The 18380-nt window shown below is 40.5% G+C and carries 16 protein-coding genes; 8 read left to right on the top strand and 8 right to left on the bottom strand.

From position 1 onward, the window contains the following. Positions 1-141 precede the first annotated feature (141 nt). Together RMY32_RS00005 and RMY32_RS00010 are read right to left on the bottom strand one after the other, a co-directional pair. Positions 142-1290 carry a glycosyltransferase gene (locus RMY32_RS00005; protein ID WP_322708665.1) on the bottom strand — a complete coding sequence of 383 codons (1149 nt, stop codon included), beginning with the start codon at positions 1288-1290 and terminating at the stop codon, positions 142-144. Positions 1291-1352: 62 nt separating this feature from the next. After that, positions 1353-2522, bottom strand: coding sequence for a glycosyltransferase family 4 protein (locus tag RMY32_RS00010; RefSeq protein WP_322708666.1), 1170 nt, complete (start codon positions 2520-2522; stop codon positions 1353-1355). Between the two features lie 470 nt (positions 2523-2992). Between RMY32_RS00010 and RMY32_RS00015 the strand changes: the two genes are divergently transcribed. Next, the gene (locus RMY32_RS00015) at positions 2993-5434 is read left to right on the top strand and encodes a hypothetical protein (RefSeq protein WP_322708667.1); all 2442 of its coding nucleotides are present in this window, start codon (positions 2993-2995) and stop codon (positions 5432-5434) included. A 215-nt stretch (positions 5435-5649) separates the two neighbouring features. Here RMY32_RS00015 and RMY32_RS00020 read toward each other — a convergent pair whose 3' ends face one another. Beyond that, on the bottom strand, positions 5650-5934 hold the full coding sequence (locus tag RMY32_RS00020) for a DUF2470 domain-containing protein (RefSeq protein ID WP_322683694.1): 285 nt from the start codon (positions 5932-5934) through the stop codon (positions 5650-5652). A 270-nt stretch (positions 5935-6204) separates the two neighbouring features. On the opposite strand from RMY32_RS00020, the gene RMY32_RS00025 reads away from it, so the two are divergent. Beyond that, on the top strand, positions 6205-6960 hold the full coding sequence (locus RMY32_RS00025) for a metallophosphoesterase family protein (RefSeq protein WP_322708668.1): 756 nt from the start codon (positions 6205-6207) through the stop codon (positions 6958-6960). 165 nt (positions 6961-7125) lie between these two features. On the opposite strand, the gene RMY32_RS00030 is transcribed toward RMY32_RS00025, so the two are convergent. Continuing rightward, complete coding sequence (locus RMY32_RS00030) at positions 7126-7989, bottom strand: M48 family metallopeptidase (RefSeq protein WP_322708669.1); 864 nt, start codon at positions 7987-7989, stop codon at positions 7126-7128. 486 nt (positions 7990-8475) lie between these two features. On the opposite strand from RMY32_RS00030, the gene RMY32_RS00035 reads away from it, so the two are divergent. Next, positions 8476-9009, top strand: a complete 534-nt coding sequence (locus RMY32_RS00035; RefSeq protein ID WP_322708670.1) for a DUF4330 domain-containing protein — start codon at positions 8476-8478, stop codon at positions 9007-9009. Positions 9010-9121: 112 nt separating this feature from the next. On the opposite strand, the gene RMY32_RS00040 is transcribed toward RMY32_RS00035, so the two are convergent. Then, entirely contained in the window at positions 9122-10018 is an 897-nt protein-coding gene (locus RMY32_RS00040) for an alpha/beta hydrolase (protein WP_322708671.1), read from the bottom strand. A 611-nt stretch (positions 10019-10629) separates the two neighbouring features. Between RMY32_RS00040 and RMY32_RS00045 the strand changes: the two genes are divergently transcribed. Together RMY32_RS00045 and RMY32_RS00050 are read left to right on the top strand one after the other, a co-directional pair. Next, positions 10630-11214 carry a hypothetical protein gene (locus RMY32_RS00045; protein ID WP_322708672.1) on the top strand — a complete coding sequence of 195 codons (585 nt, stop codon included), beginning with the start codon at positions 10630-10632 and terminating at the stop codon, positions 11212-11214. Positions 11215-11400: 186 nt separating this feature from the next. Beyond that, entirely contained in the window at positions 11401-12174 is a 774-nt protein-coding gene (locus RMY32_RS00050) for an armadillo-type fold-containing protein (RefSeq protein ID WP_322708673.1), read from the top strand. A 102-nt stretch (positions 12175-12276) separates the two neighbouring features. Here the strand turns inward: RMY32_RS00050 and ftsE are convergent, their stop codons facing one another. Further along, on the bottom strand, positions 12277-13023 hold the full coding sequence (gene ftsE, locus RMY32_RS00055; RefSeq protein ID WP_322700746.1) for a cell division ATP-binding protein FtsE: 747 nt from the start codon (positions 13021-13023) through the stop codon (positions 12277-12279). Between the two features lie 202 nt (positions 13024-13225). Next, complete coding sequence (locus RMY32_RS00060) at positions 13226-13981, bottom strand: WecB/TagA/CpsF family glycosyltransferase (RefSeq protein WP_322697238.1); 756 nt, start codon at positions 13979-13981, stop codon at positions 13226-13228. 423 nt (positions 13982-14404) lie between these two features. Between RMY32_RS00060 and RMY32_RS00065 the strand changes: the two genes are divergently transcribed. The 3 genes from RMY32_RS00065 (at position 14405) to RMY32_RS00075 (ending at position 17391) form a co-directional block, all read left to right on the top strand. Next, on the top strand, positions 14405-15124 hold the full coding sequence (locus RMY32_RS00065) for a response regulator transcription factor (RefSeq protein WP_322708674.1): 720 nt from the start codon (positions 14405-14407) through the stop codon (positions 15122-15124). Between the two features lie 164 nt (positions 15125-15288). Beyond that, positions 15289-16962, top strand: a complete 1674-nt coding sequence (locus tag RMY32_RS00070; RefSeq protein WP_322708675.1) for a SpoIIE family protein phosphatase — start codon at positions 15289-15291, stop codon at positions 16960-16962. Positions 16963-16965: 3 nt separating this feature from the next. Beyond that, positions 16966-17391 carry an anti-sigma regulatory factor gene (locus RMY32_RS00075; protein ID WP_322697241.1) on the top strand — a complete coding sequence of 142 codons (426 nt, stop codon included), beginning with the start codon at positions 16966-16968 and terminating at the stop codon, positions 17389-17391. 360 nt (positions 17392-17751) lie between these two features. On the opposite strand, the gene RMY32_RS00080 is transcribed toward RMY32_RS00075, so the two are convergent. Continuing rightward, entirely contained in the window at positions 17752-18183 is a 432-nt protein-coding gene (locus tag RMY32_RS00080) for a ketosteroid isomerase family protein (RefSeq protein ID WP_322708676.1), read from the bottom strand. Positions 18184-18380: the final 197 nt, after the last annotated feature.

An 18380-nucleotide genomic window follows, 5' to 3' on the forward strand; every position in this document is an offset into this window, starting at 1 on the left:
TTTTATAAAGCTGCATAGAATTCGATCCCCCCTAGCCCCCCTTATAAAGGGGGGAACCAGAAAAACATATCAAAGTCCCCCTTTTTAAGGGGGATTTAGGGGGATCTAGATATGTGTAACTTCACATTAAATTGGTATTAACTAATTACTATTAAATTTACTTACTAATAGTTTAGCAATGTAATTATTAATTACTGTCATATCAAAACGCTGACTAGCACTAATCCTAGCATTCTTAGCTATAGTTGCAGTTATTTCCGTCTCCTGTAAACAAGTGATAATTACTTCTGCAAGTTCCTGGGGTTCTCCTGGTGTGACTAAAAAACCATTAAGTCCATGTTCTACTAACTCCATTGCACCTCCAGCTTTGGCTGCAACTACAGGTTTTCCACATAGCATTGCCTCTACAATCACTCTACCAAAGGGTTCTGGCGAAGTAGAGGTATGTGCCACTAAGTTACAAGCTGCCATTAACTGGGGAATATCAGAACGAAATCCTAAGAATTTGACGCGGTTTTCTAATCCCAGTTCGCTAACTTGTTGGTTTAACTTGTGGGCATAATCTTGTTCGCCAAACAGTGCATCACCCACTAAAATTGCTATCACATTATGCGGACATTTAGTAAGGGCATCAATTAAAATATGCTGCCCTTTCCAAGGTGCAAGACGGCTAAAGTGTCCAACGACAAATTTTCCTTTGAATCCTAACTGTTGCTGTAATTGTTTAATATCAGACTCGTCAGTTTGATAAATTTTTGGATTAAAGCCGTTATAAACAACTTCGATAATATTTGAGCGTCCTCCTGCTTGTATAAAGGCAGATTGACTAGCTTGAGAATTAGCAATTACTAATGATGCAAAATGATTAGCTAAGTTAACAGCAATGCGAAGATTAGTTGTGCTAAAATGTTCTGTGGAAAGAATATCATGTAAATGATAAACCAGAGGGCGACGACTGAAAAAACTTGCCAATGCACCGACAACTAATGCTTTTTGGGTGTTGGCATAGATTAAATCGTATTCACGCGCTTTTTTAACTACCTTAGTAATCAGAGGTACAAGTTGTCCCAAACTCTTGAATCCTTGTAGCAAACTGCTTTCTTTGCGAACTTGGATTGCTTGAGTTGCAAGGACTTCTACTGGGATATGATTTTGCTGTAATAAATGTTTAAACGATCCATCTGCAAATAAACCTACTAAAGCGCGATCGCCATAAAATTTAGCAATATCTATTAAACATAATTCTGCACCGCCTGGTTTACCGCTTTGATCTAAAAAAAGAATTTTCATTAAATTTCCTTATAATGCAATACGATCTCAGTAGAGATGCAAAATTTTGCCTTTCTACTTCTTTAATTTAATAAAACATTCCGTACTTGCTGGGCAATTTGATTCCAGTCGTAGTATTTTGTGGCATACTTACGACAGGTGGAGCGTGAAGGTATACGGATATTTCCCAAAAGCACTTGTTCTAATTTATTAGCAATAGCTAAGGTATCTGTTGAAGTCGTAATTAAATCGGGTGAAAATCCTGATAAAATTTCTGGCATACCCCCAACTGGAGTACATAAAACAGGAGTACCACAGGCTAGAGATTCAACTATTACTAATCCAAATCCCTCGAAAGATTGACTAGGCATAATAGTCAATTCAGCAGCTTGGTAAGCTATAGGTAATTGTTCATCAGGAAGAAAACCTAAAAATTTAACGTTGTCTTCTAGTCCTAATTCTGTAGCCTGTTGTTTTAGTGCAGCTTGAATGTGACCGCGACCTGCGATCGCCAGCCAAACATCTGGTATTCTGGGCTTAATTATAGCTAGAGCTTGCAATAATTTGTCAACTCCCGTTCGATGTACTAAGCGGCGTGATGTAAATATAATCCGGCGATTAGTAGGCCAGCCTAGCTTTGCACAAGCCTCTTGGGGTGATAAATTTGGTTGAAACCAATTAATATCAACTCCACCGGGAATAACATGAATTTTGCTCCACGGTACTTGATATCGATCGTGTAAAATTTTACCAAATGCTTTGCTCAAAACAATGAAGCGATCGCAACGATTATAAGTGTTTTGTTCTATTAACCAGTGCTTGATTAAAAGACTGAAATTTTTATTAACTACCTCTTGCTGACTCTCAGAAGCCCAAGGGCCATGAAAGTTAAAAGTAACTGGTACTCCCTTTGGTAAAATATCTAAAATCGGAAAGCTGTATAATGCAAAGTGCAAATTAATAGCATCTGGTTTGCTAGTTCTTGTTTTCTGGAAATTCGTGCGAATTGACCATAATCTTTGCCAAATAGCACTATCGGGGCTCGCCAAGTTAGTCAGCTTAATGGGCGAATTTATCTCAGCCTCTGGTAGACCGACTCCACATAATTCAATCTGGTCTTGATTTGCTGCTAATTTATGAGTTAGTTCGTAAATATACCTTTCTAGTCCTCCGGGACTTTTAGGAAACCAGCCTAATCCCAGAGTGAGAATAGATGCAGATGATGAAGTAAAGTTTTCTAGTTTATTTTCCACTATGTATCGCCTATAAATATACTAAAACAAGCGCATATCTGTACGCTTTTACATCTGTATTTAAACCTGAATCAATAGAATTTATGAGTACACATTACCAATAATAACTTTTGTATATAAAACCAATTTATAAACTATTTATATATCAACGTCAACAAGGATTTAAACCTGTATTTTTATTAACCAGATAACACTGATATAGCTATATATAATACCTATTAATTCAGAAATATGAATGCTATATAGGGAGAAAGCAAAGCTGATATAAAGCAAAAAACATAGAACATTTTTGTATTAATGCTTACCATTGTGATGTAAAAATAAGTAAATATTAATACCTTAACTCGACTATATTCATTTTTGTTGCAACCCAAACATAGACTGGATATTAACCACTTAAAAATAGTTGTATTTTTTTACGGATTTCATAAACAATGATTGTATATAAATAATTAAAACCTGAAAATTATATGACAAATAAATTACTGACGCAGTTCAAAAAACTCCGTTATTATCTCAATCACTACATCAAAAAATTATCTAATACTAAATATTTACAAAGAAATAAAACTTTCAACTTTTTACTCAGTCTGACTATTGGAGTTATTGTTACTACCCTTGGAATTACAACAGACTGGGCGACAACTGGAACACGCACGCTTACACATAATACTATTGGCAGCGAAAATATTCGGGTAGAAAATAATACTGAAATACACCCGCTTAAACATAAAATCTCGTCAACAAATAAGACTATTGCCAGCCAACATCTGTGGATACAAAACAATACTGAAATACTCACGCTTACACACAAAATATCGCCAACAAGTAATACTATTGGCAGTGAAAATCTGCGGGTACAAAACAATACTGAAATAGCCGCGCTTAACTACAAAACATCGTGGATAGGTAACACTATTGGTAGTGGAAATCTGCGGATACAAAACAATATTGAGGGCATGTATGTTGCTCCTGATGGCACAGTTTATACCAACAGTCATTGGGATGAGGCGGCAATGGAGGCAGGAATATATAAAGATGGTAAGGTTATTGCTGCCCTTAGGGATACTCACGGCTGGAGTCGTGGTGGTGGCAAAGCTGTAACCGCAAATAGTAAATATATTTACATTGCCATGACTCAAGGTTCGAGGGGCGATACAAAAGAAGATTACCCACCAGAAGGAACAACTTGGTATAATGTTAGACGCTATGACTTGTCAGGAAAACCTGCGCCGTTTCCGAATGGGCGTGGTTGGGATAAAAGTATGTTGATTACCAGTACTAAAAGTGAAATCACTGGATTAGCAACTGTAGGAAGCGAGTTGTATGTGAGTGATTTTGCTGCTAACCGGATTCGTGTTTATGATACTGAGACGATGAAGGAACTCTGCAGCTTTACCGTTGTAAATCCGGGAGCAATAACTATCGATCCACAAAAAAATCTGTGGATTATTCAAAGCAAAAATGGTAGTAAGCCGGCAAAAATTTTACATTATTCCCAAAGTGGCAAGCAATTGCTCCAACAGATTGCAGATATCGTCGAACCAACTGCGATCGCTATTAATTATCAAGGTAAGCTGTTAGTAGCAGAAAATGGCCCGCGTCAGCAAATGTTGACTTATGACATTAAAGATAAACCAGTGCAGGTAAGTAGTTTTGGTTCTAAAGGCGGTATCTATGCAGGAGTTCCTGGTGAAGTTCGAGATTTGAAACTTTACGGACTTACCGGAGTTGGTACAGACGCTTCCGGCAATATCTATATAAATAGTAATGGTTTCAACAAATCAGGAACAGATTTGCGGAAATTTTCGCCATCGGGAAAACTAATGTGGCGATCGCTGGGATTGATATTCGTCGATAATGCAGATGCCGATCCTAAAACTGATGGTGTAGATTTATTCACCAAACAAGAACACTATCTGATGGATTACAGTAAACCTGCTGGTAAGCAATGGAATTACAAAGCCTACACCTTAAATCCTTTCAAATATCCTCAAGATCCACGTCTGCATACATCGCCAGATGGAACCTTTGTTCGCCGCATCCAAGGGAAGCCGTTTTTGTTCCTCACAGATATGTATAACAGCTTTCTGCAAATCTATCGTTTTAATTCCGCCACAGATGGTAAAGTCGCCATACCCGCCGGCATGTTTGTTGGTACTAATAGCAAAGATTTACCATTTATCACCGGAAATTGGCCGCCACATCAACCAGAAAAAGGAGAATGGATCTGGCGCGATCGCAACGGTAATGGCAAATTTGAAAAGAACGAATACGATCGCAGCAAAGACTATCCTTATCTCGGCGGTTGGTGGGTAGACAGCAAAGGAGATGTTTGGAAAGCTTTGCGAACAGAAGATGGCATTCGACATTATTCTTTACAGGGAATAGATTCTAAAGGCAACCCCATCTACAGCTATAGTTCGATGGAAAAGCAAACTACTCCCAAAATATTTAACGACTTGCGCCGGATCGAATATTTTCCTGAAACAGATAGTATGTATTTGTCAGGTTTTACGGTAGATCGCCCTGCATTTAGTGACGATGCTGGAGTTGCTGGATCTGAGATTGCCCGTTTTGACAATTGGAGTAAAGGAAATCGTACTCCTAAATGGCGGATTGTAATTCCCTACGACAGCACCGGGAAGCGTGAAGTGTCTACAGCAGCAATCAGTGTCACGGAAGACTATGTATTTGCCGTGACAGTCAAAACCGCAGAGGTATATGTCTACAATGCCAAAACCGGAGCGCAAGTACAACAGTTAAAACCAGGCCCAGAAGTTGGCGGCGAAAGTGGCTGGATTGATATACCCTACGGTATTCGCGCTTTTCGGCGTTTCAATGGTGAGCATCTAATATTTGTAGAAGAAAATTGGAAAGGAAAAGTGATTATGTATCGGCTGGCGGGGTGAGTATTTATGGTAATTACGACATAACACAGCTTTCAATACTGTTCGGTTAAGAATTTTAAATTGAAATTTGGTTTGGGGAAAAGGGAAAAGGGGAAGAGGTAAAGCTATGAAATTTTCCCTTCCCCTTTAACCTTTCCCCAGTCTAGTATTGCTATATGTACAAAAATATGCGATTAAATGTATCGCAGATTTAGTGTCAATTATTTTGTCATTTCTTATTTAGCCTGAACCCGCGCCTGCTTCACCATTGCAATCAAAGTTTGATGAGCATCTTCGGCATCTACTAAAACACGATCGAATTGAATGCGAACTGGTACAGTTTCCCCATTTACTTGCGCTGTTAAATCCATACCCTGTGCATCAATTGACAGCATTTCGGCTGCATTGGCATCTGTGACACCACCAAAAGCTTTAGCATAAATAACTACAGCATCAGCATGATCGTCATTCATGTGCTTGCAGATGCGCGAACTAATTTCAGCAGAAAAACCATTAGACATGGTGAACTTCAAAATGATGAATATGGCAAGAGCCTAAATTCTCGGCTAAGTAGTTTAAATTAGCAGAAAAAGCTAGTCTTACGCCATCGTTATTATAAGTTATATCTGAAAAACAATTGCTGTTGTATATATTTGATAAGTTAAGTTTATTACTGGTACAAAAATTAAATTAAAATAAGCATTATCCAGTATTTTTACCTTTCATTGCGGAAACCAGACAGCGTAAACTGTAGCAGAAGTATTAGCCAAAACTATTGCAGCTAAGAGACAATGAGCGAAATTAGCCCCAGACGAATTGTAATTGGGGATGTGCATGGACACTATGAAGGTTTAATGACACTGTTGGAGGCGATCGCCCCCACGTCAGAAGATCGAGTCTATTTTCTGGGAGACTTAATCGATCGCGGCCCTCATAGCGCACAAGTAGTTAATTTTGTCAAACAAAATAACTACCCATGTTTGTTGGGAAATCATGAGCAGATGTTATTAAGCATTCTGACGAATGAAAGGACTTCCTCCTCGACGATGCAGGCATGGCTGTTTGGTGGAGGGCAAGCTACCGTGGCCAGTTACCAAGAGGCTCCCATTCCTGATGACCATCTGGATTGGTTAAGAGCTTTGCCTACATACATTGACTTGGGAGATATTTGGTTAACTCATGCTGGTGTTGACCCTTCCAAATCTGTGACAGAACAAACTGCCGATGAACTGTGCTGGATACGAGAGGAATTTCACAGCATTGAAAAACCCTACTTTCCAGATAAGCAAATTATCATCGGTCACACCATTACCTTTACCCTGCCTGGTGTTTCTCCTGGTAAACTGGCCCAAGGAAAGGGATGGCTAGACATAGATACTGGCGCTTATCATCCCCGCAGTGGCTGGTTGACTGGACTAGATGTCACAAATCAGTTGGTTTATCAAGTTAATATCTTTAAAAACTATATCCGTACCCTGCCTTTAGAAGAGGTTGTAAGTACAGTCGATCCAGCCAAAATTAAAGTCGCTCGCCGCAATCGGAATTGAGCAATGTTTGAAATGAGGGGAAGTGGGGAGTGGGGAAATGAGGGAGATGAGGGGACAAGGGGACAAGGAGATAAACAAAACTCCTAACTCCTAACTCCTAACTCAGCACTCATTACTCAGCACTCCTAATGCCCAATGCCCAATAATGCCCCATGCCCAATTTCCTCAAGACTTCGCTAATGGTCGAATATTTGCTTTATAACTAGCATTATCCAAGCCAGATTTTCCATTACTAGGTTGAGAGTTAATTGCACGTCTGAGGGCTTCAATGCGATCGCTAGTTCCTGGGTGTGTACTCAAAAATGTCGGAGTGGAACCACCTTTTTTCAGCAGCTTTTGCATAAAAGAGACCATTGCTGACTGAGCATAACCAGTACGTGTCAAAGTTCGTAGTCCTCTTTGATCGGCTTCAAATTCATTTTTACGACTGCGTGGTAAGTCTCGCGCTAACTGTACACCAATTTGCACTGCGGAATTTCGATCTAAGCCAGCCGCCGTTAATAGACCACTTTCGAGGGCTTTTTGCTGCATCTGCTTGACTACGTGTTTCCCGCCAATATGACCAATTTCATGAGCGAGTACACTTGCTAGTTCCGCTTCATTGTCTGCGGTTTTCAGCAAACCCGTGTGGACATATACATAGCCACCCAAGGTCGCAAAGGCGTTAATAGAGTCATCTTGAACTATCTGGAAAGTATAGGGTAGATCGGGGCGATCGCTATTCGCTGCTAAACGCCGACCAACTTGTTCTACATAACGATTCACTTCGGGATTGCGGTAAAGTCGGACTTGACTGCCGACCAATTCCTGATTAATCTGCTTACCAAGATCAACTTCTTGATTAGGGGATATATTAGAAAGCTGAAATGCCTGAACTCCTTGGAGTAAAAGAGGTAAGAAATCTAAAGTTCTTCCAGGCAAGGGTGTACTCAGGCACAGACTCAGGGCGACTACCACTGAAATTAGGGGATAAAACCAGCGACGCCGCCATACACGGTAATTTGCAGCAAAACCTTTCCAGTTGAACATAATACGCTTTGAAGATTATTTTGGAAGAACATAAAATGAGGGGACAAATTATGAGACGGATTTAAAGTATTCTAAGTTGCATTCTTAACTCAATATCAAAGGAGTTGTTATACAGATAATCTTGACTCAAATCTACCGAACTGCGGCAGGCTAGAGATTCTCTCTAGAGATAGCCCTAAACACTAGATTTTACTTTCTAGGCGCGTGAGGATTACAGCAGAATTCACAATTCAAGAGTCAAACACGCTTTATATATGGGTAACAGACGCGAGCTTGTGTACCTCACTTTCCTTGAAATCTGCTATAACAGGTAAAATTTTTAGGGTTAGCTACTGGCTCCTCGGAAATTACGAACTCGTGATAAACTGTCGCATAACTGCAACCCTTGAATACTTTGAGTTATTACCAAATAGGGAAAATTACTGTTTCCATCGAAAACTTTCTAACTACAATCGATTACTTCGCTATTACCTCGGAAAACTTTTTATGGCTATTTTAGATTCAAAAGGTCGCTTGTTTGGCAAAATCAATCTCCTAGATTTAGGTGCTTTACTGGTAATTTTGCTAGTTATCTTTGGCATCTTTATTTTTCCTGGCACTTCTGGTTCTGTTGCCCAAGTTGGCGCGAAAACAGTACCCATAGAAGTAGACTTAGTAGTTCGTGGTTTGAATGTACGCGACCCGGAAAAATTAATCGACAATGGTTTAAAAAAAGGTGGGAAAACCAATGTGATTATCCGCAATCAGCCTTACGGACAGATTGAAATTAAATCCATTCAACAGCTACCTAGAACAATCAATGTTTCCCAACCTGATGGCACTGTTAAAGAACTGCCAGATCCTAAGAGCAATAATTATAGTACAGATTTTCTTTTAACTTTAGATGGCAAAGCCCAAGTTACTGAAAACGGACCAGTTTTGGGTAACAGTAAAGTTAAAATTGGGATGCCATTTGAGTTAGAAGGCTTTAACTACAACTTCAATGCAACTGTCATTGATATCAGATTGAAAGACAAATAGTATTATCACTTTTGTTGATAATATTTTCTCTAGAAATCTTATTAAACATCTGGTGAAAAAGAATGTATAGACGCGTTTGCCCCACTACACTAACGCGTCTCTACTACTCATGTTAATTAAGCAAAGGCAAAAATTTGCGAATTAACCCAATTGTCACTGCTGGCAATTCTAACTGTGGTGTCAATCCGACATCTTCCAACTGTTGAAAAAATCGGATCGCTAAGGGATTGATTTCAGCAAGGCGGCGACCAATTGAGGGGCCTGTAAATTCTGATTTTTGTCCCCAAATAATTGCAGTGGGAGTGACTAATTGTTGAATGTAAAGGGATAAATCAAAGCACAAATCGCCACGTACAAAGGACAGTGCTGCATACTCAGCATTAGGTTGTTGGGCAGATTGTAGATAAGCATCTACAATTTCTTCGTAAACTCGATTCGATTGAGCAAATTGCCGTTGTTCTAAAAAGCTGCGAATACCACCACTAGTAGCAATTCCAGTGCTGTAAAGTAAACGATCGACAATGGGAACGCTAACTAACTGGGCAAAAAAACTCCTAGAGTAGTCTTCACCAAAGTCAGAAAGTCCGGCGGGGGTGGTAAGAATTAAAGACTTGAATAAATCAGGATGATTTGCTGCTACCCGAATTGTAAATGCTGCGGTCAAAGAAGAAGCGATCGCTGTTACTGGCCCAGTACAAGTCTGCTCAAAAAACTCCCGAATCGTGGTCAAATAATCCTCAATTTTGTAACTCCGTGCTGGGTGTTCAGACCTACCCCAACCGAGCAAATCTGGCGCAATGACCCGATATTCAGCCGCAAAAGCCGGATAAACTTTCGACCACTCATAAGCAGAAGACCCACCACCAAAGCCGTGCAAGAATACCAAAGTTTCGCGATCGTCTTTGGCAGTCACATTATCCTCCCAAGGCGCTCCAGCAGCAGTGTAATATACGATTCTACCTAGTGAGGTATCTATAGAGCGTTGTTCAAATCCTAGTGGTTGAAGCATAAGTTTTTTTGTTGACTGTAGTGATTCGTTGGCACAAGTAAGACACCATACCTGGGGCGCAGGCGCACGAAGAGAAGATTCGATAATTTCTGTGCCTCCCCTTTAGTCACCCTAGATGTTTACCGCATTCAGTGCTGAGTAAATTAAAAAGCACTTAATATTTGTGTACTTAGTAAGAACAACATCCTTTGTAGGCAGTCTTTTCACTCAGCACTGTTCATGTGTCTAGTTCAAACTCCCCACTCATTGTTATTATCAGCGAACCAATCACTCTCAGACTTCTCGCTAGCGTCAGATTAAGTAGATATAAAATTACTGGATTACTTGTAAAGATTTGGTGCTTTTTTTGATAAAAATAAAATAACGGAACGTTGAAATTACTGTTTTATAAGGGTTTTTCATGGTGGCGAGGATCGCTCCAGCGTGAATCTAGCATAAGTTTTTATGGTAGTCTATCAGAAAACCGATAAATAATTTTGAGCGTCAACACGTCAAAAATAGTTAAGACGCTTATTTTAATAAGCTGTTAATTCTACTTATATATGTAGAAGCCACAGCATTTAATGTATAAATAATCTATTTTTATCTAAGTAATAGTAAGGCGGAATGTCATGGTAAAGCAGGCTACTCTTCAATCAAATAAACTACCAACGATTGAAGACGCTAAATTTGCGCTTGACAACTTGAATATAAAAAATGAAATTAAAGCTTCAGCTAGGCGGGGTGAGGTTGAACCAGCTCTTGATGCTACTAGACTTACTGTACCTACTTGTATTTGTTTAGACTTAGAAGACTTGAAGTGTTTTGAAGCGGTAGAGCGCCAATATGAACGTTGGGGAGTTATTTTTCACAATTGTCTAGCAATACAGCCATCAAATCCAGCATTTCCAACCTATTCAGGGCTAATAGTCTTAATGGGAGCGCCCAAAAGCGGATTTTTAGAAGCTACTTTCTTGCATCCAGTGAACTCAGTTAGCGCCTTTGTCACTAGTTCGCAACGGCTAGTGCTTTCCGCCTACGATCGCGATCGGCAACTACTCGCTCAAACTGCACTACCAGGCTCTAATCTTGCCAATTCCGATTCGGCAATTTCCCCCAATACCTTATTATCTATAAATGTGAATAACATTCACAGCGTTACCTTTTGTACTTTTGATGGGCAATTCACCCTTGATAACTTTCGTTTTTGTCTTTAATTAAGACTTACGTACAAGATGCCCTTGCTCTGAGCGATTGAAAATGGTATGTTAATTGGCGCTGTGCTGTATTAGTCTACTATCCGTCTATAAAATCGGGCATTTTGTGGTTTGAGCCTTCATTCTTTCTTCATCCATAGTAAAACTTATACAATAAGTAATTTCATAATCAAGTAGGTAAACACTGTGGGACAGGCTTCGTCTTCTTGGCAGCAATCGATCAACCAAATCCTCAACTGGAACTGGTCGCTTCCAAAATTCAAGACAAAGAAAGCCATAAAGCAGCAAACATTTAAACGTTTCTCCGGCCCTGGGGGCTTTCTTGGGTTCCTGACAATCATCATTGCCATGTTGTTATGGAACTGGAAACTGCTACTGGCTCTTTTTATCGGCATTGGAGTAATGGTATTGGTTTACTCAATGCAAGAATGGGACTGGCAATTGCGCTGGTCTAAAATACGTAAATTCTTAAATAGTTCAAATCGTCGGTTGGTTTTAGCAGTCATCAGTGGTGGTATTGCTACTGTCAGCACTTACATAGCAGCGGCAATATGGGTCGACTCTCACAGTCACTGGATTGCTGTTGGTGCGATTGTACAAGGTGTAGGAACCCTGTTAACTTTAATTTTATTGGTATGGCAAATTGTCAACTTCTCTGAAAATCGAGAAGAAGACCACCTTGATCGCTTGTTGATGAATTTAACAGAAAAAGATCCATTGAAGCGGTTGATTGCTCTAGGTCAACTAAGTAAATTCATCAGCCGTAAGCAAGTTGACTCTTCAGTGCAGCAAGATATTGTGCAATGCTTGCAACTCCTACTCAGTCGAGAGGAAGAAGTTGTAGTCCGAGAGGCAGCTTTTAAGAGTTTACAAGCCTGCGATCGCCTACAAGTGCTACCCCTCAAAACAGCAGTACCTTTCGTACCCGTATCATCAAAAGTCAAACACCACGTTTATTAGTTATTTGTCATTTGTCATTTGTCATTTGTCATTTGTCCTTGGTTAAACAACTAGTCCTAATTAATGCCCAATGCCCAATGCCCAATGCCCCATGCCCAACACTTATTTTCGAGACAACGTTCCATTACGAACTTGCACTACTGGATGATTGCACCGCCGTACTAATTGTTCATCGTGGGTGGTGACAATTACCGTAGCCCCAAAGGAATTTAACTTCTGGAGAATCTGGATTACTTGCCAGGAATTATCTGGATCGAGATTTCCAGTAGGTTCATCGGCCAACAGTAGGGGTGGTGTACCAACGATCGCACGGGCAATACTCACCCGCTGTTGCTCTCCTCCAGACAGTTGATCTGGAAAGCAGTCAGCTTTACTCAGCAAACCTACCAGCTTTAAGGTTGGTTCTAAACGTCGTTGAATTTCTTTACGGGTATACCCTTGGGCTTGCAATACAAAAGTGACATTTTCTGCTACTGTTCGTTGGCTAATCAGTTTGTAGTCTTGAAACACAATACCAATCCGTCGCCGCAATAATGACAAGCGATCGCCCCGCAAATCCGCTACATTACATTCATCAACAATTACTTCTCCCTGTGTAGGAAACTCCTGGCCATACAGCAGTTTCAAGAGCGTTGATTTACCAGAACCACTTGGCCCCGTGATAAACAGAAATTCTCCCTTTTTTACCTCAAGGTTTGCATTCAATAAGGCGTGAGTGCCGTTAGCATAAGTCTTGGTTACAGATTGCAATTGTACCTTTGTAGTAGTATTGCTACCGTGCTGTTGAGTTTCACTGTCTTCTCCGTGAACGGAAAAGTCTTTCTTAACTTGAGTTGTTAATACTGGCATTGTTAAACTTTCCTCATACCCACAACTAAACAGTTTGCCTGCTTAGATGTAACATTCTCCCCAAAATAAGGATTCCCAGGTTTCGCCTGGGAATTTAAATTTCAACAAAGAAAATTTAAAAATTTTTCAAGACTTTAATACTAACTAAGTAATAACGCCCAGAATTCAGCACTCAGAATTCAGAACTCAGCACTCAGCACTCTTAACTAATTGCACCTCTTGCTGTCAAACGATAAACAAACGCTTTCACAGCAAACGCTGGCAAAGCCAACATCCGCCGCCAGCGCCAAGGTTCTTGATAAAGGCGATACAACCATTCCAAATTATTATTTCCTAACCAGGCGGGAGCGCGAGTTTTGGTTCCCGACCAAATATCAAAACTACCACCAACGCCAATCCAAATTGCTTGGGGACACAAATGGCGGTTTTCGGCAATCCATAACTCTTGACGCGGCACTCCCAAACCAACAAAAATCACTTGTGGCTGCAATTGAGCCAGAGTTTGTCGCAATTGTGCTTCTTCTTCTGGAGAATGGTAGCCTGAGTGAGTGCCGACTATATTCAAATCTGGAATTTGCTGCTGCCAAAAATCTGCCGCATTTGCCGCCACTCCAGGCGCTCCTCCATAGAAAAATATCTTTGTCCCTGTCTTTTGTTGTCCAAGGGCTTGCAAAAGTTTTTCTGCTAATTCAATCCCTGGAAACCGCTGCACTTTTTGCCATAACAGCCATCGTAAATACAGAACAACCCCAGCTCCATCTGGAATCACCAGTTCAGCATTTTTAATCACCTGAGCTAATAATTGATTTCGCTCTGCCTGCATAGTCATTTCTGCATTGAGCGTTACGACATGAGTTCCTCTGCCTGTGTGCAGGCATTCTAACAACCAGCCTGGATAGTCAGCCATCACATGAACTGGTATTCCCAACACTGAAAATGCTTGATTGCCGTTAGACATAGCCTATTCTTAAGTAATACTCACACCAGATTTTGCATGAATGTTAAGTTTATCAAATTTTTTTATATTAGAACTTAGGCAAAAGAGATTCCCCTTTGCCCTGCAACGAGAGTAAGCATAATTAAAAGACATAAGAGTGAAGGAAGAATGTATATACGCAGCCCTACTACGTATATATAAGGGTTTTAGATAACAGATAATTAATTTCACTCTTCTGTCTATTAATCTTGGGCGCTTGTACTTGGGCTGAACCAGTCCAACTTTTATTGTTAAAGTGTAATATTCACTCAGTATAAAACGCTCAACTCGCAACTCTGGTTCCGGGAATAGAAGCCTACACTATACTGCACTGCTTGCAGCTAGTGTGGGAGTATGTCACGAAACTCGACTTTATGGTTATAGTGTAACGGGCTGAAGTTGGCTATGAGTAAAATTCGTATCGCTCTGATTGAAGATCATGACCTAACTCGTGTGGGTATTCGTACAGCACTACAGCAAAAGGATGAAATTGAAGTTGTAGGTGAAGCTGCTAATGCTGCTGATGGTCTAAAAATGTTAAAAATGCTACAACCAGATATTGCCATTGTCGATATTGGTTTACCAGATAAAGATGGCATTGAGTTAACACGGGAGGTAAAATCTACTACTAATGACCAGCAGCTATTTACAAAAGTGTTAATTTTGACGCTGCGGGATAACAAAGAAGCGGTGTTGGCAGCTTTTGCCGCTGGTGCAGACTCTTACTGTATGAAAGATATCAAATTTGATAATTTGCTGGAAGCAGTACGAGTAACTTACAATGGCAACGCTTGGATCGATCCAGTGATCGCTCGGATTGTATTACAACAAGCGCAACAAAATCCTCAAAAGTTGGAATCGGCTTTGGTCGATTCCAAGACTATTGCTCCTAACCCAGATTCTTTTGAGAATCTGGAAGAAATTCAACCTTACACCCTGACAGAAAGGGAATTGGAAGTGTTACAGTTGATTGTCGAAGGTTGTAGTAATGCAGTAATTGCGGAAAGACTTTACATCACAGTTGGCACTGTTAAAACTCACGTTCGCAATATTTTGAATAAGCTATGTGCCGATGACCGTACCCAAGCAGCAGTCCGCGCCTTGCGTTCTGGGTTAGTTGGATAAATTTAATTTTGGTGTGGATCGATTGAGGATAATCAAGGGGAACTCACAACGCCTGAAAAGTTATATTTTCAAAGTGAATGGCTTCTCTGGTTTTCTCTTATTTATTAGGTGGGATAAACATCGCGTTATCTCGCCATTCAAATATATAAAAGCAAAAGTCAAATATGGCTGAGATTGGTACGGACAAACCTAAGCTCATGGTGGTAGATGATGAGCCAGATAACCTAGATTTACTCTACCGCACTTTTAGGCGAGATTTTCAAGTATATAAAGCCAATCATGCTTTTGGTGCTCTGGAAATCTTGGATCAATTTGGCGAAATGGCGGTAATTATTTCTGACCAAAGAATGCCAGAAATGAATGGGACTGAATTTTTTAGTCGCACCGTAGAGCGCTTTCCAGACACGATTCGGATTTTGTTAACTGGTTTTACTGATGTCGAAGATTTGGTAGATGCGATTAACTCCGGTCAGGTATTCAAGTACATTACCAAACCCTGGAATCCAGAACGGCTCAGAAGCTTAGTCGAGCAAGCTAGTGATACATATCGCCTAGTTAAGAAGCGCACCCAAGAGTTGCGTCGGGCCCTACGGCGAGAATCTTTGTTTAATGCGGTAACAACAGCGATTCGGGAATCTTTAGACTACGATAGTATGCTGCAAAAAATTGTCGCAACTATTGGAGAAACATTTAAAGCTACCAGTTGCTTGCTCAAACCAGTAGAGGGCGATCGCCTCACACAAGACGAGTTTTTCTACCGCGATCCGAAATCTGATGTATTAGATTCCTTCTTCGACTCCAGTGTTTTAATCGAAAAGGTGCTGGAAACCCGTCATTATCAACTTGCCCAAGATATATATGACGGTAATCCTGGTCATCACCTAGTTGTGCCACTTAGCTACCATCAACATCTGTTGGCTGTGCTAACCCTCCACCAATGGGGACGCGATCGCCCTTGGGAAGACGAAGACATCCAACTAATTGCAGGTGTTGCCGAACAAGCAGCCTTAGCTCTTTCTCAAGCAAAACTCTACCAACGCCTCCAAGAAAAGCAACAGCAGATTCACACTGAGTTAGAAGTGGCTCGGCAAATTCAATACAACCTGCTACGCCAAAGTTTACCTGACATCAAAGGTGTGAAGGTACAAGCTTGTTGTTATCCGGCGCGAGAAGTAGGAGGCGATTTTTTTGAAGTTTTTGTCCATCCTAAAGGCGACTTGTGGTTGGCGGTGGGTGACGTTTCTGGCAAGGGCGTCCCAGCAGCTTTATTTATGGCTAGTATTATTTCAGTTTTGCGCCGAGAATTATCTCAAGAGACACCAGCAGAGCCGAATCTGGTTATGCAGAACCTCAACCACGCTCTCAGTGAAGATTTAATTGGCAACAATTATTTTGTCACTCTTGTGTTAGCTTGTTATACCCCTAGCACAAAAGAACTGGTCTACACTAATGCCGGTCATATTTACCCAATATTATGGTCACGCCAAGGTGCTTTAATCGAAAATCCCAATTACCTGAAAGTTCGCAGCGTTCCTTTGGGGATTTTGCCTAAGTGGCAGGCACAGTCTGGTCGCTTGGTTCTCGCTGCTGGAGACACATTGTTACTAGCCAGCGATGGAATTACAGAAGCAATGGTATCAAATAATCCTGATTCAACAGTAAAAACTGAGGTTGGGGTTGAGTCAGTAAACCGTTCGATGCTGAATCAAGATGGTCTTTGGCAACTCTTACAACAAGAGCAACAACCACTTTCTCTTAACCATTTACTAGCTCGCATCCAGGCAGATAATCACGTTCAAGAAGACGATCAAACTATACTTTCACTGGAGATTTTGTAAGTCATGAAAAGTGAGCTTCATGTACCAAGCGACTTGAATTTTCTGAATATTGTTGAAAACTGGTTGTTGGGATGTTTGAAAATTCAGCTAGGGGAATCTGTGGATTGGTCGCGACAATCAAGTCGTTTGAGACTGGCTTTAGTGGAAGCCTACTCTAATGCAGTCCGTCATGCCCACAAGGAGCAACCAAATTTACCCATATTGCTGCGTTTAGAAGTGAAAGACCGGGATTTTGCCTTAGAAATTTGGGACTACGGCGAAGGCTTTGACATGTCTAACTACTATGCTCCAAACCCGATGGAAAAGCAAGAAGGTGGTTATGGTTGGCTGATTATGAATCGTCTCATGGATAAAGTAGATTACAAGTTGCAGGTTAATGGTGCTAACTGTCTGAAGTTAGAAGCTACTTTACCTGAATTAGTCCCATAGACAAAAGTTATACCAATTCAAAATTCATGCATTAAGAAAGCCAGACAGAACAAAGGTATGTCCCTATGTATCTGTCGCATTCTTTTTTCAAATTGGTAAGCTGTTAGGCAAAAAAAATTGCACATTAACTAGTGGGTGTTGTCCTTTGTCCTTAGAACACAAATGACTAATGACTAATGACGGTCTATACGGAGTTTGTGCAATATATAGGCGCATTAGCTGATTACTATTTTTCAAGTCATACATTTATGAGGAAGAATTCAGAATTCGGAACTCAGGAGTCAAAATAAAGCCATGAATCCTGTGTAACTGGGTGATAAATATTGGTTGAAAACTTTGCCCTTTGTAGTTATTTGCTATTTACTTTTCACGACGTAAATTAAGTAACTCTTGGGGGGAAGCTAAAAGCTTGATTCTAGTATAAGAAATTTGCCGTTGTTGGTTGAGAATAAATAACCACAAGACATTGACACTACACCACGAAGTTTGTGCTTTGCCTGTTACCTGGACTTGGATCTCTCCATTTTCTAAAGTCTCGGCTATTCCTGTGTTCGGGTAAGCTTTGATGTTTTGACCTTCTTGTTTTAAGTAGGCTGCGATCGCATCTGTCCCGACAATATCAGATTCAAATGGCGGACGCATCACACCATCTATCGCAAATAAAACAGCAGTTGCCTCAAATTCTCCTGCATTTAAGGTTTCAAAATAACGCAGTACGTTTGATTCTGTAATTCCCTCAATCTGGAATTCTTCTTTAAACTGCGCTGGCGATATAAATTCAGCAGAGGTCATAAAATTACCTGTATTATGCTATCTGAATATTAATTTCAATACAAAAATAAGTAAAAAAAAAGCTGCTGTTGAGATAGATTGCTACATATTAATAAATCTTCCTGACGATGGAAGTCTTGAGCTGCTACGCAACTTAAGACAGGTTATATATTAGACTTCTTGGCATTTGTCGGGAAAAGGGGAAGGTGGGGCCCCAA

Source organism: Nostoc sp. ChiSLP03a (assembly GCF_034531215.2).
GTDB lineage: Bacteria > Cyanobacteriota > Cyanobacteriia > Cyanobacteriales > Nostocaceae > Nostoc.